This is a genomic window from Pseudomonas sp. Leaf129 (genome assembly GCF_001423465.1).
GTDB lineage: Bacteria > Pseudomonadota > Gammaproteobacteria > Pseudomonadales > Pseudomonadaceae > Aquipseudomonas > Aquipseudomonas coleopterorum.
This window is the reverse complement of sequence record NZ_LMOC01000007.1, coordinates 215,359-237,909: the sequence shown is the minus strand read 5'-3', so window position 1 is coordinate 237,909 and position 22,551 is coordinate 215,359. Positions and strand designations below refer to the sequence as shown.

The 22,551-nt window shown below is 62.4% G+C and carries 23 protein-coding genes; 8 read left to right on the top strand and 15 right to left on the bottom strand.

Translation table 11 applies throughout. The features are described 5' to 3' along the window. Nucleotides 1-2 precede the first annotated feature (2 nt). Nucleotides 3-527: a GspH/FimT family pseudopilin gene (locus ASF66_RS12620; protein ID WP_056844085.1), complete on the top strand. Its 525-nt coding sequence runs from the start codon at nt 3-5 to the stop codon at nt 525-527. Here ASF66_RS12620 and ispH read toward each other — a convergent pair. From ispH to murJ, 6 genes are all read right to left on the bottom strand, one after another. Further along, nucleotides 520-1,467, bottom strand: coding sequence for a 4-hydroxy-3-methylbut-2-enyl diphosphate reductase (gene ispH / locus ASF66_RS12615; RefSeq protein WP_049860956.1), 948 nt, complete (start codon nt 1,465-1,467; stop codon nt 520-522). The two genes, ASF66_RS12620 and ispH, sit on opposite strands and share 8 nt — an antisense overlap. A 16-nt stretch (nt 1,468-1,483) precedes the next feature. Continuing rightward, complete coding sequence (locus ASF66_RS12610; protein ID WP_043192809.1) at nt 1,484-1,921, bottom strand: FKBP-type peptidyl-prolyl cis-trans isomerase; 438 nt, start codon at nt 1,919-1,921, stop codon at nt 1,484-1,486. Further along, nucleotides 1,914-2,435 carry a signal peptidase II gene (gene lspA, locus ASF66_RS12605; RefSeq protein ID WP_056844084.1) on the bottom strand — a complete coding sequence of 174 codons (522 nt, stop codon included), beginning with the start codon at nt 2,433-2,435 and terminating at the stop codon, nt 1,914-1,916. Before lspA ends, ASF66_RS12610 begins: the two co-directional genes overlap by 8 nt. Further along, a complete protein-coding gene (gene ileS / locus ASF66_RS12600; RefSeq protein WP_056844083.1) occupies nt 2,428-5,259 on the bottom strand; it encodes an isoleucine--tRNA ligase in 2,832 nt (943 codons plus the stop codon). Before ileS ends, lspA begins: the two co-directional genes overlap by 8 nt. A 15-nt stretch (nt 5,260-5,274) precedes the next feature. Then, nucleotides 5,275-6,210 carry a bifunctional riboflavin kinase/FAD synthetase gene (gene ribF, locus ASF66_RS12595; protein ID WP_056844082.1) on the bottom strand — a complete coding sequence of 312 codons (936 nt, stop codon included), beginning with the start codon at nt 6,208-6,210 and terminating at the stop codon, nt 5,275-5,277. 111 nt (nt 6,211-6,321) lie between these two features. Then, nucleotides 6,322-7,860: a murein biosynthesis integral membrane protein MurJ gene (gene murJ, locus ASF66_RS12590; protein ID WP_056844288.1), complete on the bottom strand. Its 1,539-nt coding sequence runs from the start codon at nt 7,858-7,860 to the stop codon at nt 6,322-6,324. A 252-nt stretch (nt 7,861-8,112) separates the two neighbouring features. Between murJ and rpsT the strand changes: the two genes are divergently transcribed. After that, complete coding sequence (gene rpsT, locus ASF66_RS12585; RefSeq protein WP_043192805.1) at nt 8,113-8,391, top strand: 30S ribosomal protein S20; 279 nt, start codon at nt 8,113-8,115, stop codon at nt 8,389-8,391. 164 nt (nt 8,392-8,555) lie between these two features. Here the strand turns inward: rpsT and ASF66_RS12580 are convergent, their stop codons facing one another. From ASF66_RS12580 to rplU, 5 genes are all read right to left on the bottom strand, one after another. Further along, nucleotides 8,556-9,017 (bottom strand): CreA family protein, encoded by a 462-nt coding sequence (locus tag ASF66_RS12580; protein WP_056844081.1) that lies wholly within the window; start codon nt 9,015-9,017, stop codon nt 8,556-8,558. 19 nt (nt 9,018-9,036) lie between these two features. Continuing rightward, nucleotides 9,037-10,155 (bottom strand): glutamate 5-kinase, encoded by a 1,119-nt coding sequence (proB, locus tag ASF66_RS12575; protein WP_056844287.1) that lies wholly within the window; start codon nt 10,153-10,155, stop codon nt 9,037-9,039. A gap of 193 nt (nt 10,156-10,348) precedes the next feature. Beyond that, nucleotides 10,349-11,569 carry an Obg family GTPase CgtA gene (cgtA, locus tag ASF66_RS12570; protein WP_056844080.1) on the bottom strand — a complete coding sequence of 407 codons (1,221 nt, stop codon included), beginning with the start codon at nt 11,567-11,569 and terminating at the stop codon, nt 10,349-10,351. A 185-nt stretch (nt 11,570-11,754) separates the two neighbouring features. Continuing rightward, nucleotides 11,755-12,012, bottom strand: coding sequence for a 50S ribosomal protein L27 (rpmA, locus tag ASF66_RS12565; RefSeq protein ID WP_008371588.1), 258 nt, complete (start codon nt 12,010-12,012; stop codon nt 11,755-11,757). A gap of 34 nt (nt 12,013-12,046) precedes the next feature. Then, nucleotides 12,047-12,361 (bottom strand): 50S ribosomal protein L21, encoded by a 315-nt coding sequence (gene rplU / locus ASF66_RS12560; protein ID WP_003176051.1) that lies wholly within the window; start codon nt 12,359-12,361, stop codon nt 12,047-12,049. Nucleotides 12,362-12,692: 331 nt separating this feature from the next. Here rplU and ASF66_RS12555 point away from each other — a divergent pair, with 331 nt between their 5' ends. The 3 genes from ASF66_RS12555 to ASF66_RS12545 all read left to right on the top strand — a co-directional run bounded on the left by ASF66_RS12555 (nt 12,693) and on the right by ASF66_RS12545 (nt 14,597). Continuing rightward, nucleotides 12,693-13,661, top strand: coding sequence for a polyprenyl synthetase family protein (locus ASF66_RS12555; RefSeq protein WP_056844079.1), 969 nt, complete (start codon nt 12,693-12,695; stop codon nt 13,659-13,661). A 209-nt stretch (nt 13,662-13,870) separates the two neighbouring features. Next, on the top strand, nt 13,871-14,212 hold the full coding sequence (locus ASF66_RS12550) for a zinc ribbon domain-containing protein YjdM (RefSeq protein ID WP_056844078.1): 342 nt from the start codon (nt 13,871-13,873) through the stop codon (nt 14,210-14,212). Between the two features lie 142 nt (nt 14,213-14,354). Beyond that, nucleotides 14,355-14,597, top strand: a complete 243-nt coding sequence (locus ASF66_RS12545) for a PA4570 family protein (RefSeq protein ID WP_043192798.1) — start codon at nt 14,355-14,357, stop codon at nt 14,595-14,597. A 328-nt stretch (nt 14,598-14,925) separates the two neighbouring features. Here ASF66_RS12545 and ASF66_RS12540 read toward each other — a convergent pair whose 3' ends face one another. The 4 genes from ASF66_RS12540 to ASF66_RS12525 all read right to left on the bottom strand — a co-directional run bounded on the left by ASF66_RS12540 (nt 14,926) and on the right by ASF66_RS12525 (nt 19,206). Further along, complete coding sequence (locus ASF66_RS12540) at nt 14,926-15,543, bottom strand: FKBP-type peptidyl-prolyl cis-trans isomerase (protein WP_049860939.1); 618 nt, start codon at nt 15,541-15,543, stop codon at nt 14,926-14,928. A gap of 141 nt (nt 15,544-15,684) precedes the next feature. Then, entirely contained in the window at nt 15,685-16,173 is a 489-nt protein-coding gene (locus ASF66_RS12535) for a TIGR00645 family protein (RefSeq protein ID WP_056844077.1), read from the bottom strand. A gap of 101 nt (nt 16,174-16,274) precedes the next feature. Beyond that, a complete protein-coding gene (locus tag ASF66_RS12530) occupies nt 16,275-16,613 on the bottom strand; it encodes a PA4575 family protein (protein ID WP_056844076.1) in 339 nt (112 codons plus the stop codon). A 151-nt stretch (nt 16,614-16,764) separates the two neighbouring features. After that, nucleotides 16,765-19,206 (bottom strand): Lon protease family protein, encoded by a 2,442-nt coding sequence (locus ASF66_RS12525; RefSeq protein WP_049860936.1) that lies wholly within the window; start codon nt 19,204-19,206, stop codon nt 16,765-16,767. Nucleotides 19,207-19,431: 225 nt separating this feature from the next. On the opposite strand from ASF66_RS12525, the gene ASF66_RS12520 reads away from it, so the two are divergent. From ASF66_RS12520 to ASF66_RS12510, 3 genes are all read left to right on the top strand, one after another. After that, the gene (locus ASF66_RS12520; protein ID WP_043192793.1) at nt 19,432-19,920 is read left to right on the top strand and encodes a DUF3015 domain-containing protein; all 489 of its coding nucleotides are present in this window, start codon (nt 19,432-19,434) and stop codon (nt 19,918-19,920) included. Nucleotides 19,921-19,989: 69 nt separating this feature from the next. Beyond that, entirely contained in the window at nt 19,990-21,843 is a 1,854-nt protein-coding gene (locus ASF66_RS12515; protein WP_056844075.1) for an Lnb N-terminal periplasmic domain-containing protein, read from the top strand. A 207-nt stretch (nt 21,844-22,050) separates the two neighbouring features. Further along, nucleotides 22,051-22,548, top strand: coding sequence for a GreA/GreB family elongation factor (locus ASF66_RS12510; RefSeq protein ID WP_056844074.1), 498 nt, complete (start codon nt 22,051-22,053; stop codon nt 22,546-22,548). Nucleotides 22,549-22,551 lie beyond the last annotated feature (3 nt).

Sequence of the window (22,551 nt, the reverse complement as noted above, 5' to 3'; positions counted from 1 at the left end):
GCATGAACAGCAAGGGAGTGACATTGGTGGAGCTGGTGGCGGTCCTGGCCGTGGTTGGGATACTCGCGGCGATTGCCGTGCCGGCCTTTCGTGCAATGCTGCAAGAGCAGCGGCGTCAGATGATCGTCAGTGAGCTGGTCGCGACCCTGAAAATGGCCCGAACCGAAGCGGTTGTGAGGCATACCCCTATGGTCGTCCGCGCGTCGGACAAGGGGTGGGGCTGGGGATGGAAGGTAGTGCCAGACAGGCGCGGGCTGCCTTCCAGCTCGAGCACTGTCCTGCGCGAGAGCGTGTTGGACGGCGCGATCAGGATCGAAGGAAACCTATGGATGCGCAAGGAGGTGCGTTTCAACACGTTCGGCGCTGTTGCCGGGGTGGGCGGCGCCGGAAACCCCGGAACGCTCTTCGTGTGCGATCGCAACAACAAGGCGCGTACGCGACTTATCCTCAGCTGGGCCGGAAGGCTCAGGCTAGACAAAAGCTACGTACGCAACCGCGATGATGAGTGCCGCAAGTCACTCAAGTAATCGCCTTGACCCGCAATTCCTTGGGCATCGAGAACGTGATGTTCTCCGGCCGGCCGATCAGCTCGTCGGCACCGGTCGCGCCCCAGGCATGCAGTTGCTCGATGACGCCGCGCACCAGCACTTCGGGGGCCGAGGCGCCGGCGGTGATGCCGATGCGCTGCACGCCGTCGAACCAGCCTTGCTGCATGTCTTCGGCGCCGTCGATCAGATAGGCCGGAGTGGACATGCGCTCGGCCAGCTCGCGCAGGCGGTTGGAGTTGGAGCTGTTCGGGCTGCCCACCACCAGCACAACGTCGCACTCGTCGGCCAGGATCTTGACCGCGTCCTGACGATTTTGCGTGGCGTAGCAGATGTCGTCCTTGCGCGGTCCGCCGATGGCCGGGAAGCGCGCACGCAATGCGTCGATGACCCGGCTGGTGTCGTCCATCGACAACGTCGTCTGGGTGACGAAGGCGAGGTTTTCCGGATTGACGACCTTCAGGTTGGCCACGTCTTCCTCGTCTTCGACCAGGTAGATGGCGCCTCCGTTGCTGGCGTCGTACTGGCCCATGGTGCCTTCCACTTCCGGGTGTCCGGCGTGGCCGATGAGAATGCACTCCCGTCCGTCGCGGCTGTAGCGGGCCACTTCGATGTGCACCTTGGTGACCAGCGGGCAGGTCGCGTCGAACACCTTGAGCCCGCGTCCGGCCGCTTCCTGACGCACGGCCTGGGAGACGCCATGGGCGCTGAAGATGACGATGACGTCGTCGGGCACCTGGTCGAGTTCATCGACGAAGATGGCACCACGGTTGCGCAGGTCTTCGACCACGAACTTGTTGTGCACCACTTCGTGACGGACGTAGATCGGTGCGCCGAAGACTTCCAGCGCGCGGTTGACGATCTCGATCGCTCGGTCCACACCCGCGCAGAAGCCGCGGGGATTGGCGAGTTTGATTTGCATGCTTGCCTCGGTGCCCTTAAAGGGCCGTGACCGAAAGAATTTCCACCTCGAAGGTCAGGGTCTTGCCTGCCAGGGGGTGGTTGAAGTCTACCGTCACTTCACGGTCGTCGAATGCCTTCACCACGCCCGGAAGCTCGGTGTTGGCGGCGTCGTTGAAGATCACCAGCAACCCTTCGGACAACTCCATGCCCTCGAACTGCGATGCCGGCATGACCTGCACGTTCTGCGGGTTGGGCTGGCCGAAAGCGTTTTCCGGCAGCACCTTGACGGTGCGTCGGTCGCCGGCCTTGAAGCCGAACAGGGCCGCTTCGAAGCCTGGCAACAGGTTGCCGTCGCCGACCTTGAAAGTCGCCGGCGACTTGTCGAATGTGCTGTCGACGGTATCACCGTTTTCCAGGTGCAGGGCGAAGTGCAGGGTCACTTCGGTGTTTTCCCTGATTCGCTGCTCAGTCATGCACCGCTTCTCCGCTTTTCTTGCTCTTGAACATATCCAACGCCAGCATGATCGCACCGACGGTGATGGCGCTGTCGGCCAGGTTGAACGCCGGGAAACGCCAGCGATCCTGCCAATGCACCAGAATGAAATCGACCACATGGCCCAGCACGACGCGGTCGAACAGGTTGCCCACCGCCCCGCCCAGCACCAGCGCCAGGGCAATCGCCAGCCAGGTGTCGCCGCGGCCCAGACGCTTGAGCCACACCACCAGCACCACACTGACCACCACGGCGATCAGGGTGAACAGCCAGCGCTGCCAGCCGCCGCTGTCCGCCAGGAAGCTGAAGGCGGCGCCGGTGTTGTAGGCAAGGGTCCAGCTGAGCAGGTCGGGAATGACCACGATCTGCTCATACATCTGCAGGTTGCCATCGAAATAGAACTTGGTGGCCTGGTCCAGCGCCATGACCAGCACGCTGAGCCACAGCCACTTCAAGTGACCGTAGCGACCGAAAGACGCCGACGAATCAAGCATAGTGGCGCACCTCGCCATCACCGCTGATGTTGTCGACGCAGCGACCGCAGATTTCCGGATGCTCGGGGTTAACGCCCACGTCATCGCGGAAGTGCCAGCAACGCGCGCATTTGACGCCACCCGACTTGACCACCTTGAGCTTCAGGCCGGCCACGTCGGTGACCACCGCATCGGCCGGAGCCTGAGCGAACGGCGCCAGGGTGGCGCCCGAGGTGATCAGCACGAAGCGCAGCTCGTTGCCCAGTTTGGCCAGGTCGGTGTTCAGCGCGTCTTCGCTGTACAGCGTCACTTCGGCCTGCAGGTTGCCGCCGATGGCCTTGGCCGCACGCTGGTTTTCCATTTCCTTGTTGACCGCAGTCTTCACCGCCATCACCCGCTCCCAGTAGGCACGGTCCAGCTCGAAGCCCTCGGGCAGCTCGCTCAGGCCCTGGTACCAGGTGTTGAGCATCACCGACTCGTTGCGCTCGCCGGGCAGGTACTGCCACAGCTCGTCGGCGGTGAACGCCAGGATCGGCGCGATCCAGCGCACCAGCGCCTCGCTGATATGGTACAGCGCGGTCTGGCAGGAGCGACGGGCGACGCTGTTGGCGCCGGTGGTGTACTGACGGTCCTTGATGATGTCGAGGTAGAAACCGCCCAGCTCCTGCACGCAGAAGTTGTGCACCTTGGAGTAGACGTTCCAGAAACGGTACTCGCCGTAATGCTCTTCCAGTTCGCGCTGCAGCAGCAGAGCACGGTCCACGGCCCAGCGGTCGAGGGCGATCATCTGATCGGCTGGCAGCAGGTCAGTGGCCGGGTTGAAGCCGCTGAGGTTCGAGAGCAGGAAGCGCGCGGTGTTGCGGATGCGACGATAGGCATCGGCACTGCGCTGCAGGATGGTGTCCGACACGGCCATTTCGCCCGAATAGTCGGTGGCCGAAACCCACAGACGCATGATGTCGGCGCCCAGGGTGTCGTTGACCTTCTGCGGGGCGATGACGTTGCCCAGCGATTTGGACATCTTGCGGCCGTTCTCGTCCACGGTGAAACCGTGGGTCAGCAGTTCGCGGTACGGCGCGTGGTTGTCGATGGCGCAACCGGTCAGCAACGAGGAATGGAACCAGCCACGGTGCTGGTCGGAGCCTTCCAGGTACAGGTCGGCGCGTGGGCCGCTTTCATGACCCATCGGGTGCGAGCCGCGCAGCACGTGCCAGTGGGTGGTGCCCGAGTCGAACCAGACGTCCAGCGTGTCGCTGATCTTGTCGTAGTTGGCCGCCTCGTCGCCCAGCAGCTCGGCCGGGTCCATCTTGAACCAGGCTTCGATGCCTTCGACTTCGACGCGCTTGGCCACCTCTTCCATCAGCTCGACGGTGCGCGGGTGCAGTTCACCGGTGGCCTTGTCGAGGAAAAACGGGATCGGCACGCCCCAGTTGCGCTGGCGCGAGATGCACCAGTCGGGACGGTTGGCGATCATCGAGTGCAGGCGCGCCTGCCCCCAGGCCGGGACGAACTTGGTGTCTTCGATGGCTTTGACCGCGCGTTCGCGCAGGGTGTCGCCTTCGACCGGTGGCTTGTCCATGCCCACGAACCACTGCGCGGTGGCGCGGTAGATCAGCGGGGTCTTGTGACGCCAGCAGTGCATGTAGCTGTGGCTGACCACTTCGGTGTGCATCAGCGCGCCGACTTCGGCCAGCTTGTCGACGATGTTCTGGTTGGCCTTGAAGATGAACTGGCCACCGAAGAACGGCAGCGATTCGACGTACACGCCGTTGCTCTGCACCGGGCTGATGATGTCGTCGTTGGTCAGGCCGTATTGCTTGCTGGTGACGAAGTCGTCGACACCATAGGCCGGGGCGCTGTGCACCACGCCCGTCCCGGCACCCAGCTCGACGTAGTCGGCCAGGTACACCGGCGACAGGCGATCGTAGAACGGATGACGGAAGTTGATCAGCTCCAGCTTGGCGCCCACGGTGGTGGCGACGACCGAGCCTTGCAGGTTGTAGCGGGCCAGGCTGCTTTCCACCAGTTCTTCGGCGAGCACCAGCAGGCGGTCACCGACGTCGACCAGCGCGTAGGTGAACTCGGGATGCACGTTGAGCGCCTGGTTGGCCGGGATGGTCCACGGGGTGGTGGTCCAGATCACGATGCTGGCCGGTTTCTCCAGGCCTGGCAGACCGAAGGCATCGGCCAGCGCTTGCTGATCGGCGATCGGGAAGGCAACGTCGATGGTCGGCGATTTCTTGTCGGCGTACTCGACCTCGGCCTCGGCCAGGGCCGAACCGCAGTCGAAGCACCAGTTCACCGGCTTCAGACCCTTGAACACGAAACCGTTGCGGACCATTTCCGCCAGGGCACGGATCTCGCCGGCCTCATTGGGGAAGCTCATGGTCTTGTAGGGGTTGGCCCAGTCGCCGAGCACGCCCAGACGGATGAACTCGGCCTTCTGGCCTTCGATCTGCTCGCTGGCATAGGCACGGCACAGTTCGCGGGTCTTGTCGCCGCCCAGGTTCTTGCCGTGGGTGACCTCGACCTTGTGCTCGATCGGCAGGCCATGGCAGTCCCAGCCCGGCATGTACGGCGCATCGAAGCCGGCCAGGGTCTTGGAACGGATGATCATGTCCTTGAGGATCTTGTTGACCGCATGACCGATGTGAATATTGCCGTTGGCATAGGGCGGGCCGTCGTGCAGGACGAACTTGGGACGGTCCTTGCCAATTTCGCGAAGCTTCTGGTACAGGCCAATGCTGTCCCAGCGCTGCAGAGTTTGCGGCTCGCGTTGGGGCAGGCCGGCCTTCATTGGGAAGGCGGTGTCCGGAAGGTTTAGCGTGGCTTTGTAGTCGGTCATTTCAGGCTCTTCAATTTAAGCGGTTGGCTTGGCCCAGTGGGCACGCGCGGCGGCGACATCCGCATCGATCGCCGACTTCAGCGCCTCCAGCGAGGCGAAACGCTGCTCATCACGCAGCTTGTGGTGGAACGCCACCGTTAAATGCCGGCCATAGAGGTCACCGGCAAAGTCCAGCAAATGCACTTCCAGGTGGGCACTGCCATCACCTGCAACGGTTGGCCGCACGCCTATGTTGGCGACTCCCGGCCAGGTCTTGCCATCGATGTCGACACTCACCAGGTAGACCCCGGTCAGCGGCACGCGACGGCGCTTGAGTTGCACATTGGCAGTAGGCCAGCCCAGTTGGCGGGCCAGCTTCTGCCCATGCAGGACCCTTCCTTCGATGCAGAAGGGTCGGCCGAGCAGTTGCTCGGCACGTTCGAAATCGGCCGCCGCCAAGGCCTTGCGGACCTGGGTGCTGCTCACCCGCTGGCCGTCCAGTTCAACGGTCTGCGCCGCCTCGACGGTGAAGCCTTGAAGGCTGCCGGCCTGGGTCAGGAAATCGAAGTCCCCTGCCCGGTCGCAGCCGAAACGAAAGTCGTCGCCGACTTCCAGATGCTTCACGCCCAGGCCGTCGATCAGGATGGTGTCGACGAACTCCGAGGCGCTGAGCTGGCTCAGGCGCTTGTTGAAAGCCAGGCACAGCACCAGGTCGACCTGTTCGTCGGCCAGCAGCTGCACCTTGTCGCGCAACCGGGCCAGGCGGGCCGGCGCGGTCTGCGGACTGAAGTATTCGCGCGGCTGGGGCTCGAAGATCACCACGCAGCTGGGCACGCCCAACTCACGGGCACGCTCGCGCAGCCGCGCCAGGATAGCCTGATGGCCGCGGTGGACACCGTCGAAATTGCCAATGGTGGCGGCGCAGCCCCGATGCTGGGGCCGCAGATTGTGAAGGCCTCGAACCAGCTGCATAACGCGCTTCTTGCTCATAAAGTGGTCGATTATAACCATACCCACGCGCCGACGACAGGCAACAGCGTGCTTGGATGTTCGCTAATGCACAAAACCGCTGGCATCCAAGGATCAGGCCAGCCCGCGGCGGGCGAAGTCCTTGAGGCGGAAGCCCATGGCTAACAACATTCCGAAATACACTAGCACGCCTGTCAACACCAGCAGCCCCAGGCGCAGGAAGCGTTCGAGCATCTGGCCGTCAGCCCATGCCGGCATGTACTGCAGCAATACCAGCAAGGCGGCGGCCATGGCCAGCACGGCGATGCCCAGCTTGCATAAAAAGACGGTCCAGCCGGGTTGCGGCTGAAACAGGTCCTGCTGGCGCAGCTTCCAATACAGCAGCCCGGCGTTCAGGCAGGCACCCAGGCTGATGGCCAGCGCCAGGCCAGCGTGCTGCAGGTGGCTGATGAACATCAGGTTGAAGACCTGCGTAGCCACCAGCGTGAAAAGCGCGATCTTCACCGGCGTACGGATGTTCTGCTGCGCATAGAAACCCGGCGCCAGCACCTTGATCAGGATGATGCCCAACAGACCGATGGAATAGGCGATCAGCGCGCGCTGGGTCATGGCCGCATCCAGAGCGGTGAATTTGCCGTACTGGAACAGGGCCACGGTCAACGGCTCGGCGAGCAATGCCAGGGCCACGGCGCAAGGCAGCACCAGCACGAAGCACAAACGCAGCCCCCAGTCGAGGATGCGCGAGTACTCATGGCGGTCCTTGTTGGCGTAGGTCTTGGAAAGGGTCGGCAACAGAATGGTACCCAGCGCCACCCCCAGCACGCCCGAAGGCAGCTCCATCAGGCGATCGGCGTAGTACATCCACGAGACCGAGCCTGCTACCAGAAAAGAGGCGAAGATAGTGTTGATGATCAGCGATATCTGGCTGACCGACACCCCGAGAATGGCCGGCAGCATCTGCTTCATCACGCGCACGGCGCCGGTGTCGCGCAGGCTCAGACGCGGCAGTACCAGCAGGCCGAGTCGTTTCAGATGGGGCAGTTGATAGAGCAATTGCGCCAGTCCGCCCGCCAGGACCGCCCAGCCAAGCGCCATCACCGGCGGATCGAAGTACGGCGTGAGGAACAGGGCGAACAGGATCATCGACACGTTGAGCAGTGTAGGCGTGAAGGCCGGCACCGAAAAACGGTTGTAGGTATTGAGGATCGCACCGACGAAGGACGATAGCGAGATCAGCAATATATAAGGAAAGGTCACCCGCAGAAGGTCGGTGGTGAGCTGGAATTTCTCAGGGGTATCGGCGAAGCCTGGCGCGGTGGCCCAGATGACCCAGGGTGCGGCCAGGATCCCGGCCACCGTGACCAGCGCCAGGGCCAAGGTCAACAGGCCGGCGACGTAGGCAATGAAGGTGCGTGTGGCCTCCTCGCCTTGCTGGTTCTTGTACTCGGCGAGAATCGGCACGAAGGCCTGGGAGAACGCGCCCTCGGCGAAGATCCGGCGCAGCAGGTTGGGCAGCTTGAAGGCGATGAAAAAGGCGTCGGTGGCCATGCCGGCGCCGAAGATGCGCGCGATGATGGTGTCGCGGACGAAGCCCAGCACCCGCGAAACCATGGTGATGGAGCTGACCGCGGCCAGGGATTTGAGTAGATTCATCGAAAGTTTTTCATGCCCGTTGACGAAGAGCAGGCCCATATCCGGCCCAGGTGTGCGATACTCCGCGCCGCATCAGCAGGCAGAGCCAAAACCTCGCGAGTGTACAGGTCACTGGCCAGAAGTGAATCACTTCGACACCGACCGACCACTTAGCGGATCGTTTCACGTACCCTTGACAACCAACTCGTTGATGGGCATGATTCGCGGCCTTATTTGTTTGCTATTTCAAAAAGTCTTTCGAGGAGCTCGACGGTGGCCAACTCACCTTCCGCCAAAAAACGTGCAAAACAGGCTGAGAAGCGTCGCAGCCACAACGCCAGCCTGCGTTCCATGGTTCGCACCTACATCAAGAATGTAGTCAAAGCCATCGACGCAAAAGACGCCGAAAAAGCACAAGCTGCTTATGTTCTGGCCGTGCCAGTTATCGACCGTATGGCCGATAAAGGCATCATCCACAAGAACAAGGCTGCTCGTCACAAAGGCCGTCTGAATGGCCACATCAAAGCACTGAACCAGGCTGCTGCTGCCTGATCAGCTGTACGATGTAGAAAAAGCCGACCCCAGGGTCGGCTTTTTTGTGCCTGCATGAAAGAGGCAATATTGATGCGGCCCCTTTCGCGGCCGATGACCGCTCCTACGGTGGCGTGGATTTTCATCCGTAGGAGCGGTCATCGGCCGCGAAAGCCACACCGCAATTATTCGGTGGTCCAAGGACGAATGGGGATGGCGGTCACGGCGTTCTGCGGACTGCCTTCGATCATGCGGTCGCTGTAGACCAGGTACACGAGCGCGTTGCGCTTCTTGTCATGGAAACGCACCACCTGCATGGTCTTGAACACCAGCGACGTGCGCTCCTTGAACACCTCCTCGCCTTCCTTCAAGTTGTCCGGCAACTGGATCGGCCCGACCTGGCGACAGGCGATGGACGCCTCGGCGCGGTCTTCGGCCAAGCCCAGACCACCTTTCACCCCGCCCGTCTTGGCCCGCGACAGGTAGCAGGTCACACCCGGCACCTTGGGGTCATCGAATGCTTCGACGACGATCCGATCATTGGGACCGACAACCTTGAACACCGTGGACACCTGACCGATTTCCTCGGCATTCGCCAGCATCGGCAAGCACAATAGGGTGGCCGCGAAAGCCTTGAGCACATTCATCGAAACGTTCCTGTAGGGGTCAAACGAGGATCAGGTTGTCGCGGTGTACCAGCTCGGGCTCGGCCATGTAGCCCAGCAAGCGCTCGATGACGTCCGACGACTGACCGATGATTTTCTGTGCTTCGAGCGCACTGTAGTTGGCTAGGCCGCGGGCGACTTCGCGACCATCCGGCGCCACGCACACTACCATCTCACCGCGCCTGAAGCTGCCCTGCACCACTTTCACGCCCACCGGCAGCAGACTCTTGTGGCCACCGGTCAGGGCCTGCACGGCCCCGTCGTCGAGCACCAGAGTGCCACGAGTCTGCAGATGCCCGGCGAGCCACTGCTTGCGCGCGGCCAGCATTTCACGTTCGGGCGACAGCAGCGTACCCAGCCGCTCGCCGGCCTTGAGTCGATCGAGCACACGCTCGATACGACCACCGACGATCACCGTGTGCGCTCCGGAGCGCGCGGCCAGGCGCGCGGCGCGCAACTTGGTCTGCATGCCGCCGCGACCCAGCGCACCGCCGGTACCGCCGGCGACGGCGTCGAGCGACGGGTCGTCGGCGCGCGCTTCGAAGATCAGTTGGGCATCGGGATTGGTGCGCGGGTCGGCATCGAACATGCCGTCGCGGTCGGTGAGAATGACCAACAGGTCCGCTTCCACCAGGTTGGCCACCAGAGCAGCCAGGGTGTCGTTGTCACCGAAGCGGATCTCGTCGGTGACCACGGTATCGTTTTCGTTGATGACCGGCACCACGCCCAGCTCGACCAGCGTACGCAGCGTACTGCGCGCATTGAGGTAGCGCTTGCGATCGGACAGGTCGTCGTGGGTCAGGAGAATCTGGGCGGTGTGCCGGCCATGCTCGGCGAAGCTCGACTCCCAGGCCTGCACCAGACCCATCTGGCCGATAGCTGCGGCCGCCTGCAATTCGTGCATGCCACTGGGGCGCTTGGCCCAGCCGAGGCGACTCATGCCGGCCGCCACTGCACCCGAAGACACCAGTACCAACTCGACCCCGGCGTTGTGCAAAGCAACCATCTGCTCGACCCATACGCCCATCGCCGCGCGATCCAGACCCTTGCCGTCCGCGGTCAGCAGCGCACTGCCGATCTTCACGACCCAGCGCTGCGCGCCCGTCACCTTGCTCCGCATCATCTGCCAACCTTTGCCCGGTAGAAAAACAAAAACGCCGCTCATGGTGAGCGGCGTTTAGTTTAACACTGGAGATCACTGTGGGAGCGGTCATCGGCCGCGAAGAAGACACCGTGGAGTGCCAGGCACACCGCGGTGCGCCCTTCGCGGCCGCGGACCGCTCCTACAGGAGCAGGACCTGCACCCATACGCACTAGTCGCGGACGTAGATGATTTCCGGGCCGTCTTCGGCGTCTTCTTCATCCCAGTCGTCGTCATCGCCGATATCGTGGACGCTCTTCACGCCGCTGCGACGCAGCGCGCGCTGGTCGTCCAGCGCCTGCAGCTGAGCGCGCGCTTCGTCTTCGATGCGCTGATCGAGCTCGGCCAGTTCGTCGGCATAGGCCGGATCGCGCGCCAGACGGTCGGCACGATCTTCCAGGTAGCGCATGATGTCACGGCTCAGGCGCTCGGTACCTTCCTTGGCGATGGCCGAGATCACATAGACCGGACCTTCCCACTCCAGGCGATCGACAATCTCCTTGACGCGCTCTTCGTGCTCTTCTTCCAGGATCTGGTCGCACTTGTTGAGCACCAGCCAACGCTCGCGCTCGGCCAGGGACGGGCTGAATTTGACCAGCTCGTTGACGATCACTTCGGCGGCGTCGGCAGCACTGGTTTCATCCAGCGGCGCCATGTCGACCAGATGCAGCAGAATGCGGGTACGCGCCAGATGCTTGAGGAAGCGGATGCCCAGACCGGCACCGTGGGAAGCCCCCTCGATCAGGCCCGGAATGTCGGCCACGACGAAGCTCTTCCAGCGGTCGACACTCACCACGCCCAGGTTGGGGACCAGAGTGGTGAACGGGTAATCGGCCACCTTGGGCTTGGCTGCAGACACCGAGCGGATAAAGGTGCTTTTACCGGCATTGGGCAGACCCAGCAGACCGACGTCAGCCAGCACTTTCATCTCCAGCTTGAGATCGCGCTGCTCGCCTGGTTTGCCTGGGCTGGTCTGGCGCGGTGCACGGTTGGTACTGGATTTGAATCGGGTGTTGCCCAGGCCGTGCCAGCCACCATGGGCCACGAGCAGGCGCTGACCAGCCTTGACCAGGTCACCGATGACTTCCTGAGTGGAGGCGTCGATCACCGTGGTGCCTACCGGCACGCGCAACTCCAGGTCTTCACCCTTCTTGCCGGTGCAGTCGGTGCTGCCGCCGTTGGCGCCGCGCTCGGCATCGAAGTGACGGGTATAACGGTAGTCGACCAGGGTGTTGAGGTTTTCGTCGGCGATCATGTAGATCGAGCCGCCATCACCACCGTCGCCGCCGTTGGGGCCGCCATTCTCGATGAATTTTTCGCGGCGAAAGCTCATGCAGCCGTTGCCACCATCACCCGCCTTCACGCGGATGGACACTTCATCTACAAACTTCATTAAAAATACGCCTCTCGCCGCCAGGGCGAGCCAATGAACCTGAAACGTAAGGCTCTTGCAAAAATGAGCGCGGCAAACCCGTCAATGACTCACGTACCGACAGCCCATGCAAACCTTTGCAAGAGACTCACTCCATAAACGAAAAAGCCCCGTCGCAAGACAGGGCTTCTCCAGCGACGTCGCGATTAGGCTGCGACAACGCTCACGTAACGACGACCGAAGGCGCCCTTTACTTCGAACTTGATCACGCCTGCGACTTTCGCGAACAGGGTGTGATCTTTACCCATGCCAACGCCGTAGCCAGCGTGGAATTGGGTGCCGCGCTGACGCACGATGATGTTGCCTGGGATGATAGCCTGGCCGCCATACATCTTCACGCCAAGGCGTTTGGCTTCTGAGTCGCGACCGTTACGGGTACTACCACCAGCTTTTTTGTGTGCCATGAGTCAATTCTCCTAGTGAGGAATTAGGCTGAAATTACGCCTGAATACCGGTGATTTTGATCTCGGTGTACCACTGGCGGTGGCCCATGCGCTTCATGTGGTGCTTACGACGACGGAACTTGATGATGCGGACCTTATCGTGACGACCTTGGGAAATCACTTCAGCCACAACGGTAGCGCCGGCAACCACTGGAGCGCCGATGTTCACGTCGTCGCCATTGGCGACCAACAGAACGCGATCAAAGGTAACGGATTCGCCGGTGGCGATTTCCAGTTTTTCGATCTTCAGGTATTCACCTGGGGCGACCTTGTATTGCTTGCCACCGGTAACGATTACTGCGTACGACATGGTATTTCTCCGATAATCCTGCTCACCCAGCTCTTTATAAGTAGAGTGTCGGCTGGCATGGCTGCATGGGTTGGAACGCCCCAAATGCAATTGCGTAAGGCAGGTGCTGCCCAGGAAGTTCAGGGTGCGCGATTGTACGCAAGCCATGAACCGCTGACAAGAGGCCGCCAGTCGCCCGAACGGTTGGGCGCTGCGGGCAAAACGATGCCGGCGCAGGTTCACGACCAGCTTCCTGCCCGGCATACGGGCGTTGCGGGCCACGGACGCGCCTTGACACGCTCCAACCCGCGTCCTAGCATGCCGCGCAACCCTTCTGGAGCGACTCTCGCTGATGCAACCCCAAGCTTTCTACCGCGCGGTGGCGGACGATTTCAGCGCCGTCGACGAGATCATCAAGAAGCAGCTGACCTCGCGTGTGCCGCTGGTATCGACGATCAGCGACTATATTACCTCCTCCGGAGGCAAGCGCCTGCGCCCGCTGCTGGTGTTGCTCGCTGGCAAAGCCCTGGGCCATCAAAGCGATGACCTGCGGCTGCTGGCGGCCACCATCGAGCTGCTGCACACCTCGACCCTGCTGCACGATGACGTGGTCGACATGTCCGGCATGCGTCGCGGCCGCTCCACCGCCAACGCCAAGTGGGGCAATGCTCCGAGCGTGCTGGTCGGCGACTTCCTCTATTCGCGCTCCTTCGAAATGATGGTCGAGCTGGGCTCGATGTCGGTGATGAAGATTCTTTCACACGCCACGCGCATCATCGCCGAGGGCGAAGTGCTGCAGTTGTCCAAGGTACGCGACGCCAGCACCACCGAAGAGATCTACATGGAAGTGATCCGCGGCAAGACCGCGATGCTCTTCGAAGCCTCGGCGCACAGTGCTGCAGCGCTCACCGGCGCCAGCGCCGAACAGTGCGAGGCACTGCGCACGTTTGGTGACCACCTGGGTGTTGCATTCCAGCTGGTCGACGATCTGCTCGACTATCGCGGCGACGCCGAGACTTTGGGCAAGAACGTGGGTGACGACCTGGCCGAGGGCAAGCCGACCTTGCCGCTGATCTACACCATGCGTGAAGGTAACGCCGAACAGGCAGCACTGGTGCGGCAGGCGATCCAGAAAGGCGGGATCGAGGATCTGGAGCGCATCCGTGTGGCGGTTGAGGACTGCGGGGCGCTGGATTACACCGCGCGTCTGGCCCGCGATTATGTGTCCAAGGCCATTGCCCAGCTCGAAGTGCTGCCTGCCAGCCAGTATCGGGATGCATTGATCGAGCTCAGCGAGTTTGCGGTGGCGCGTACGCACTGATTCGGTGGTGCGCCCTTCGCGGGCAGAGGGCTCGCCGCCCGCCCCGCTCCCACAGGTATTTGATTCTACAGTGGGTTGGGGGTTGAGCCCTTCGCGGGCAGAGTCTGCTCCCACAGGTACCCCACTCTGCAGTAGCCGTTTCCTACAAGGGCTTCGCCTGCAAAAACCCTATATACTGCGTGCCTTTATTCTCTACCTCGAGGAATCTCGTGAGCACGCTGCCGCCCTGCCCCAAATGCCAATCCGAATACACCTACGAAGACGGCACCCAGCTGATCTGCCCTGAATGCAGCCATGAATGGTCGGCAACCGGCGAAGAAAGTGCCGACGGCGATGCCTTGGTGATCAAGGATTCGGTGGGCAACGTTTTGGCTGACGGTGACACCATCACCGTGATCAAGGACCTCAAGGTCAAGGGCTCTTCGCTGGTGGTCAAGGTCGGTACCAAGGTGAAGAACATTCGCCTGTGCGACGGTGACCATGATATCGATTGCAAGATCGATGGCATCGGCGCCATGAAGCTCAAGTCCGAGTTCGTGCGCAAGGTCTGACGTCCAGCCCGACCAGCGGTCCGAGCCGTCGTGAGGCGGCCGGCATGGCTTTCAGGGGCGCAATGCCCGGCGATGGCAAATAGTCTCTTGCTATTATTTAAATAAGAATTATTCTCATTGAAACCTTTCAAGGAGAATTGCCATGACCTATCTGATCGACGCCTGGCTGGACCGCCCACATCCCTACCTGCGCATCCTGCATCGTGATACTGGCGAAGTCTGTGCCGTGCTCGGCGAAGACGCGTTGGATGAACTGCGTGATCAGGGGGATCTGGATCTGCATGGTTTGAGCTCCAGCGAGCCTGTGGTGTTGAAGGAGTTGGTGCGCAACCTCTTTCTGTTCTGCTACGCCCGCGCATTGCGGCCAATGGGGGAATTGCATTGAGGGTGCGGGGTGTCTGAGGGACCGCATGTACCGCCGACGCGGCTTGCGCCGCTGCTACAGGGGGACGCGTGAAGCGGGGAATCGTGGTGGGGTGGGGATCGCGATGGGGCCGGAAGCGGCTTGCGCCGCTGCTGCAGGGGGATGCGTGAGGCGGGGGATCGCGATAGGGCAGACGCGGCTTGCGCCGCTGCTACAGGGGGATGCGTGAGGCGGGGGATCGCGATGGGGCGGACGCGGCTTGCGCCGCTGCTACAGGAGCGCGTATCCCTGTAGCAGCGGCGCGAGCCGCGTCGGCGGTCGTGCGGTGCCCTTGGATTACCCCGAGGCGTTACAGGACTTCGAGCAGTTCCACGTCGAACACCAGCACGCTGTGTGGCGGGATGCTACCGACGCCCTGGGCGCCGTAGGCCAGTTCGCTAGGAACGTGCACGCGCCACTTGCTGCCGGCAGGCATCAATTGCAGGGCTTCGGTCCAGCCGGCGATCACGCCGTTGACCGGAAATTCAGCGGGCTCGCCACGGTTGTAGGAGCTGTCGAACACGGTGCCATCGGTCAGGGTGCCGTGGTAGTGAACGCGCACGGTGCTGTCGCCGGACGGCTTGCTGCCTTCGCCGGTGCTCAGCACTTCGTACTGCAGGCCACTGGCCGTGGTGGTGATTTCGGCACGCTTGGCATTTTCTGCCAGGTACGCCTTGCCTTCGCCTGCTGCGGCTTCGGCCTTGGCCTGCTGCTCGGCCTGCATGATCTCGCGGATGACCTTGAAGCTGGCATTCAGCTCTTCTTCGCTCACACGGCTCTCATGGCCACGGAACGCGTCGGTCAGGCCAACCAGAATGGCTTCCAGGCTTACGCCCGGTGGCGGGTTGTCGCGCAGCTGGCCGCCCAACTGGCGGCCAATGCCATAGCTCACGCGGGTTTCGTCGGTCGACAATTGTACTTCGGACATCACACTGCTCCGCTGCGGGGCCGCGCCAGGGTCTTCATGCGGGGATGAAGGGCGCGCCCGGATAAAAGGGCGAGCAGACTAGCACACTGCGTGCCCGCACTTCAGCAGCGCGGGCTGTGCCAGCGCGCGGCACAGGTGGCCTCAGTGCTTGGTCAGCTTGTCCAGATAGCCCATGGCGAAAGCCGAGACGACGAAGGTCATGTGGATGATCACGTACCACATCAGGTACTGCGGCTCGATGTTCTTGGCATCCATGAACACGCGCAACAGGTGGATGGAGGAAATGGCCACGATCGAGGCGGCTACCTTCATCTTCAGGGAAGAGGAATCCATCTTGCCCAGCCAGCTGAGCTTCTCTACGCCATCTTCGATGTCCAGCTGCGAAACGAAGTTCTCATAGCCGGAAATCATCACCATCACCAGCAGACCGCCCACCAGCGCCATGTCGATGAGCGAGAGCAGCACCAGAATCACTTCGGATTCGGCCATGGCGAAGATGTTGGGCAGGACGTGGAAGATTTCCTGGAAGAATTTCAGGGCCAGCGCCAGCAGTCCCAGCGACAGGCCGACGTAGATCGGCGCCAGCAACCAGCGCGAGGCGTACATGGTTTTTTCGATGAAGCGTTCCATTGAGGCTCACAGGGTGGTGGAAATTGGAGCCGATTATAGCCACGCCCATGACAAAGCACGACGTGCGACGGTGTGTCGCAGCCGTGTGCTATGCAGGCAGGTCAGTGTTCAGGGAGCCGGTAGCGAACGCTCGGCGTGCCACGAAGCCCATTGAGTGTGCGCAACTGGCGTTGCAGGTGCACGGCCCACATCTGTGGGTCATCGCTGAGGCTGTAACCGTGCAGCGTCAAGCTGTCGACGATGGCTTCCAGCACCGCTTCGGCAGCCAGCGGGCCATGGAAAGGGCCTTGCGCCTTGAGTGCGCTGGGTTGCTCACCCGCCATCCCGGCAGCGAACAACAGCGTCCACAGGCCATTCTCTCCCGCCAGCGGACGAACACTGCATTCGATCCGGGTCATCAGTCCCAGGCATTGACGGTTGAGGCTCAGGCTGCGGGCCATGGCCACCCTCCTCTGGCATACACCATTGCCCCGTAGAGCCGGGGGCGGCTCGCGAGGGGTCATGATTGGAGCATAGAAGGGATTGACCGCTGGCCCTGGTTCAGCTGACGGATGGCTCTACCCGCCAGCTGTCCCGTGACCCTACAGGGATCTACACCGTCGGCCGGACCTCGACCAGTTCTTCTAGCGCCTGTTCCTTTTCAGCTTCCTTGAGGTCTTCTTCGCTGATCATTTCCGCAATGACCCGCAGCCGCTCCACCACACGGGCGTTGATGCTGCCCTCGGGGAACGCGCCGTTCTCGTCGGGCTCACCGGCAGGCTCGCCGGCCAACAAGCTCAGCGCCTCGTCGGCCTGGCGCACGGCGTAGACGTGGAACTTGCCGTCGCGCACCGCCTGCAGGACTTTTTCGTCGAGCATCAGTGTGGCCACGTTGGCCTGGGGAATGATTGCGCCCTGCTCGCCGGTCAGGCCACGGGCCTCGCACAGACGGAAGAAGCCCTCGATCTTCTCGTTGACGCCTCCCACAGCCTGCACTTCACCGAACTGATTGATCGAGCCGGTGATCGCGAAACACTGCTTGAGCGGCATCTTCGACAGCGCCGAGATCAAGGTGCAGGCCTCGCCCAGAGACGCACTGTCGCCATCCACGTACCCGTAGGACTGCTCCAAGGCGATGCTGGCAGAAATGGCTAGGGGAAACTCCTGCGCGTAGCGGCTGCCCAGGTAGCCGGTGAGGATCATCACGCCCTTGGAGTGGATCGGCTGGCCCAGGTTGACCTCGCGTTCGATGTCGACGATGCCGCTGCCGCCCGGGTACACCGTAGCCGAAATACGCGCCGGTACACCGAACGCCGAATCGCCCACTTCCAGTACCGTCAGCCCGTTGCACTTGCCCACCGCAGCGCCGGTGGTGTCGATCAGGATGATGCCGGCCAGCATGTCGTCGAGGATACGCGCCGAGACCCGACCGGTGCGGGTCGCCTTGGCCTTGAGCGCGCGCTCGATGTGACCGGCGTCGGTGCGCTCTTCGTTGGCCAGGTGGCGGATGAAGTCCGCCTCGCTGACCAGCTGGAACAGATCACCGATGCGTGCCGACAGACGCCCCTGGTTTTCCGCCAGGCGAGCACTGTACGTGGCCAAGCGCGCAACGGCGTCACCGGTCAGCGGCGCCATGCCCTCCTCCGAGGTGCGGGTCTTGAGCAGCTGGGCGAACTGCTCCAGGCTCTCGTCGACCATTGGGATGTCTTCATCGAAGTCCACCAGGACGCGGAACATCTCCTGGAAGTCGGGATCGTGGTCCTGCAGCGCGTAATACAGCTGACGAGCGCCGATGATGATGACTTTTACCTGCAAGGGGATCATCTGCGGTGTCAGCGTGACGGTGGCCAGGCGCCCGAACTCGCCCAGTGGCGATTCCATCTTGAGCTTGCGCGATTGCAGGGCGCGCTTGAGCGCATCCCAGACGAAGGGTTCACCCAGCATCTTCTCGGCTTCCAGGATCAGGAAGCCACCGTTGGCGCGGTGCAGTGCGCCGGGGCGCAGCTGCTTGTAGGTGGTGTAGAGCGCGCCCTGATCGGTGCTGTATTCGATCCGGCCGAACAGGTTGTCGTAGGTGGGGTGCGGTTCGAACACCACCGGCGCGCCACCGCTCTGGTGATGACCGACGACCAGGCTGGGGCTGTACTGTTCTTCCAGCAGCTTGCGGGCCTGGGCGTCGGCCTTGCTGTCATCGACCAGCTGCTCGACCACGGTCTTGAGGAGGTTGACCTGGATGGCCTGCAGGTAGCCGCACACGGCGGCGTTCTCGGCATACTTTTCCGACAACGGCGCCAGCAGCGGTTGCAGGGCCAGGGTGATGGTCTCTTCGTTGAGCTGGCGCAGCTGGTTGCTCGACTCGCGCTTCCACTGCGGCAGGCTGGCCAGTTCTTCGTTGAGACGCTCTTCCAGATTGGAAATGTCGGTGTGAAAACGCTCGCGGTCAGCCTCGGGCAACTGGGCAAATTCGGCTTCGTCCAAGGCCTTGCCGTCGAGCATCGGGGTAAAGGCGATGTTGCTGCTGTCGCGGTACAGGGCAATGTCCTTTTCCAGCGACAGCTTTTCGATCACATCCAGGGCGCGGTCATAGCGCTGATTGAACGCACGGTCGATGGCGCTCTTGCGTTGCTGGTAGGACGGGTGCTCGAACACCGCCGGAAAGGTCGCCAGCAGGTTGTCGATGAGTGCACCGATGTCGCCGATGAACGCGCCGGCACTACCGGGCGGCAGCTCGAGGGCGCGGGGTTCGCGCGGCTCGTCGAAGTTGTTGACGTAGACCCAGTCGGCTGGGGTCTGCAGGCGCTTGCCTTCGGCCTTGAGGTAGCGTTTGACGAACGAGAAGCGGCCGGTGCCGGGCTCGCCCATGACGAACACGTTGTAGCCGGGGCGCGGCATGGCGACACCGAACTGCAAGGCCTCGACGGCGCGTTCCTGACCCAGCACGCCGCGAAAGGGCTCCAGGTCGTTGGTGGTGGTGAAGTTGAACTGTTCAGCTGAAAACGGGCGGGTCAGTGCCTCGGGCGCAAGACGCAGGCTGGCAGCTACAGAATCGGGCATCGGGCATCCTTACTTCGGCGGGACAGATGCTGTCATTCTGGGCGCTTCTGTAGCGACGGCGCAAGCTGCACCGGGGCTTGCCGAGCGAGGCTGCAACTTAGTCATTTCGTGCGGAACTGCAACGCTTGCCTAAACTCCAAGTTACGCGGTCGGCCCAATAACCGACCCGTCCTGGTTCGCCAGGCATTAGACCCTCAGTAAGCACATCAAAAAGAGAACAACGCTATGAAACGGATTCTGCTGGGTACTCTGTTCGCCGCCGTCTCGATCAACGCCATGGCGCAAGCGCCCGGTGGTCCGGATTGCGGTTGGGGCAACATGTTGTTCGAAGGCCAGCGCGGCACGCCTGCGCACTTCCTGGCTTCCACCACCAACGGCACTTCGGGCAACGCCACCTTCGGCATGACCTCGGGCACCAACGGTTGCTCGACCAACGCGGCATTGACCTACGGCGGTAAATCCTGGATTGCCATGAATGGCATGATGGACGAGCTGTCCGAAGACATGGCCAAGGGCCAAGGCGAAGCACTGACCACCTATGCCGTGGTACTGGGCGTCGCTCCCGAAGACCGTGCCTACTTCCAGTCGGTCACCCACGAGCACTTCCAGCAGATCTTCAGCAGCGCCGACAGCACTGCTGAAGACGTGCACAGCAACACCATCGCCGTTCTGAAAAACGATCCACGTCTGGCCAAATACGCCACCCAGGCTTAAGCTCGACCCGCCCGCTCCTTCCGGGGCGGGCATCCCCCCTTTCCGATTTCGCCGAACTAGTTGCCGACCATGCTCAAACGCCTTGCCTCCCTGGCGCTCTGTGTGTGCGCCCCGCTGCACGCCGCTCCGCACATCGACGCTCAGCGTCTGCAACAATTGGCGAACGATCCCTACTGGATTTCTGTTGGCCACTACGAGCGCGGCAAGCTCGGCGGCTGGCGCAGCTACGTCGATGACCGCAAATTCTTTCTGGCCGACGACGGCGCGCACCATCCGGACGCCGAACTGCAGGCTACGCTGCAGGCGATCTATGCACCTGCGGCCACCGGCGACAAGCATGCGCAGTGTGTGTTTCCTGCGCGCACTCGGTGGCTGCGGCAACAGTTGGGTCTGACTGACCTGCCGACCGTGGAGTGTGCCGAATTCACCAAGTGGTTCTCGGACGTTGCGCCCCACAGCGCCGTGCTGATTTTCCCGGCGGCGTATTTGAACAGTCCTTCGTCGATGTTCGGGCACACCCTGCTGCGCATCGATCAGGCCGATGTGCAGAGCAACAACACTGCCTTGCTCAGCTATGCGATCAATTTCGGCGCCTACGTCGAAGGCAGCGACAACAGCATTCTGTATGCCTGGAAGGGGTTGGCCGGGGGCTATCCGGGCTTGTTCGCCCTGGTGCCCTACCAGGAAAAGCTCTCCGAGTACCGCAGCCTGGAAAACCGCGACCTGTGGGAGTACCGGCTCAACCTCACACCTGAAGAGACCGGGCGCATGGTCGAGCATGTGTGGGAACTCAAGCAGGTGCAGTTCGATTATTTCTTCTTTGACGAAAACTGCTCGTATCGCCTGCTCGAACTGCTCCAGGTGGCCCGGCCGGGCCTGGACCTGACTTCGCAGTTCCCCCTGACCGCCATTCCCACGGACACCGTGAAAGCGGTGAAAGCGGCCGGCCTGGTCGAGAAGATCGATTACCGTGCGTCCCGCGAGCGGGAACTGCTCGAACGCGCCAAGCCGCTGGACAGCAGCGAGCAGCAATGGGTGCAGAAGATCGCCGCCGATACGGCGCAGATCGACAGCGAAGGTTTCCAGGCCTTAGGCAAGGACCGCCAGGCGTTGATCCAGGATGCCGCCTTTCGCTTGGAACGCTACCGGGCCACCGGCCAGGAGCGCGATCCGGCGCGGACCCAGCGCAGCTTCCAACTGCTGCGTGCGATCAATCGCAATCCGCCACCGCCGCTGGCCATCGACCGTCCCGGCTTGCCCGAGGACGGTCATCAGTCGCGGACCTGGAGCGCGGGTGTCGGCACTCGCGGCGATACCGCGTTCGCCGAGTACGGTCTGCGCATGGCCTATCACGACCTCAATGACAACGCCGAAGGCTTTCCGCTCGGCGCGCAGATCGAGATTCTCGGCCTGAAAGTGCGGCAGTACGAAGGCAACAAATGGCAGGTGCAGCAACTGGATCTGGCCACCATCCGCTCGCTGACGCCGCGCAACGAGCTGCTGCAGCCGCTGTCCTGGCAAGTGACCGGCGGTCTGGAACGGGTGCTGGGCAAACACGGTGACGAGAACCTGGTCTCCCATGTCAATGGCGGCGCCGGTGGCACCTGGCAGCTCAGCGAACAGGTGCTCGGCTTCGCCCTGGGCACGGTGCGGGTGGAGCACAACAATGACTTCGCCCAGTTCGTAGCGCCGGCGGCAGGGTTCAACAGCGGTGTGCTGTGGAAGAACGCCCTGGGCAACTTCAGCCTCGAAGGCAAGGGCGACTACTTTGCCAATGGCGAGGTGCGCCGTAGCCTGAGCCTGAACCAGCAGTGGGAAGTGTCCCGCAACCTGGGGCTGCGCCTGAGCGCGCAACGCGATTTCAGCCATCTGAGCTCGCCACGCAACGAGGTCATGCTCGAGGTCAAGTGGTACCACTACTAGCCGGGTGCTCGGCTCTGCCTGGAAGCGTTCGAGGCAACGGTGGCGAATGCAACTATGACCGGATATTGCGGCCTAACCTGTACAAGCAGTGGTTACTGTAGGAGTCATGCTGGCTTGCGACACCAGGCTGCGGCCATGGGTTGTCTTTGGATTCGCGGCACTCCTGCGCTCAGGGCGATCAATACCGCCCCATAAGGGAGGAATATCATGAGCAGGGCATTCGTCAATGAAGACCACGCTGCCGCTCAGGCGACGCAACCCGTTGAACGCCTGATCAGCACCCAGCCCAACTACGTGACCGCCAGTGGGCTGGCCCAGCTGCAGGCGCGGGTTACGGAAGTGCAGATCCTGCAGGCCGAGCAGACGGCGATGGGCGAGCGCGCCGATCGCCAGCGCATGGCCGATCTGGAGCGGGACATGCGCTACTATCAGCACCGCCTGCAGCATGCTCAGGTGGTAGCGCCCATCACCTCTACGGCAAAAGTGCAGATCGGCAGCTGGGTTACGTTTGCCGACGATCAAGGTGTCGAGCAGCGTGTGTGCCTGGTAGGCGAGGATCAAGCGGATGCGGGCGTTGGCCTGATCAACTGGGCCTCACCCCTGGGTCGGGCACTGTTGGGTGCGGAAGTGGGTGAAGAGCGCGTCTGGCGACGTCCGGCGGGCGACCTGACCGTGGAAATCACGGGTATTCAGACAGGGCCGTGAGCC

Coding starts and splice junctions, on each gene's coding strand:
- ASF66_RS12620 (WP_056844085.1), top strand. CDS start 3: ATGAACAGCAAGGGAGTGACATTGGTGGAGCTGGTGGCGGTCCTGGCC.
- ispH (WP_049860956.1), bottom strand. CDS start 1,467: ATGCAAATCAAACTCGCCAATCCCCGCGGCTTCTGCGCGGGTGTGGAC.
- ASF66_RS12610 (WP_043192809.1), bottom strand. CDS start 1,921: ATGACTGAGCAGCGAATCAGGGAAAACACCGAAGTGACCCTGCACTTC.
- lspA (WP_056844084.1), bottom strand. CDS start 2,435: ATGCTTGATTCGTCGGCGTCTTTCGGTCGCTACGGTCACTTGAAGTGG.
- ileS (WP_056844083.1), bottom strand. CDS start 5,259: ATGACCGACTACAAAGCCACGCTAAACCTTCCGGACACCGCCTTCCCA.
- ribF (WP_056844082.1), bottom strand. CDS start 6,210: ATGCAGCTGGTTCGAGGCCTTCACAATCTGCGGCCCCAGCATCGGGGC.
- murJ (WP_056844288.1), bottom strand. CDS start 7,860: ATGAATCTACTCAAATCCCTGGCCGCGGTCAGCTCCATCACCATGGTT.
- ASF66_RS12580 (WP_056844081.1), bottom strand. CDS start 9,017: ATGAATGTGCTCAAGGCTTTCGCGGCCACCCTATTGTGCTTGCCGATG.
- proB (WP_056844287.1), bottom strand. CDS start 10,155: ATGCGGAGCAAGGTGACGGGCGCGCAGCGCTGGGTCGTGAAGATCGGC.
- cgtA (WP_056844080.1), bottom strand. CDS start 11,569: ATGAAGTTTGTAGATGAAGTGTCCATCCGCGTGAAGGCGGGTGATGGT.
- rpmA (WP_008371588.1), bottom strand. CDS start 12,012: ATGGCACACAAAAAAGCTGGTGGTAGTACCCGTAACGGTCGCGACTCA.
- rplU (WP_003176051.1), bottom strand. CDS start 12,361: ATGTCGTACGCAGTAATCGTTACCGGTGGCAAGCAATACAAGGTCGCC.
- ASF66_RS12555 (WP_056844079.1), top strand. CDS start 12,693: ATGCAACCCCAAGCTTTCTACCGCGCGGTGGCGGACGATTTCAGCGCC.
- ASF66_RS12545 (WP_043192798.1), top strand. CDS start 14,355: ATGACCTATCTGATCGACGCCTGGCTGGACCGCCCACATCCCTACCTG.
- ASF66_RS12540 (WP_049860939.1), bottom strand. CDS start 15,543: ATGTCCGAAGTACAATTGTCGACCGACGAAACCCGCGTGAGCTATGGC.
- ASF66_RS12535 (WP_056844077.1), bottom strand. CDS start 16,173: ATGGAACGCTTCATCGAAAAAACCATGTACGCCTCGCGCTGGTTGCTG.
- ASF66_RS12530 (WP_056844076.1), bottom strand. CDS start 16,613: ATGGCCCGCAGCCTGAGCCTCAACCGTCAATGCCTGGGACTGATGACC.
- ASF66_RS12525 (WP_049860936.1), bottom strand. CDS start 19,206: ATGCCCGATTCTGTAGCTGCCAGCCTGCGTCTTGCGCCCGAGGCACTG.
- ASF66_RS12520 (WP_043192793.1), top strand. CDS start 19,432: ATGAAACGGATTCTGCTGGGTACTCTGTTCGCCGCCGTCTCGATCAAC.
- ASF66_RS12515 (WP_056844075.1), top strand. CDS start 19,990: ATGCTCAAACGCCTTGCCTCCCTGGCGCTCTGTGTGTGCGCCCCGCTG.
- ASF66_RS12510 (WP_056844074.1), top strand. CDS start 22,051: ATGAGCAGGGCATTCGTCAATGAAGACCACGCTGCCGCTCAGGCGACG.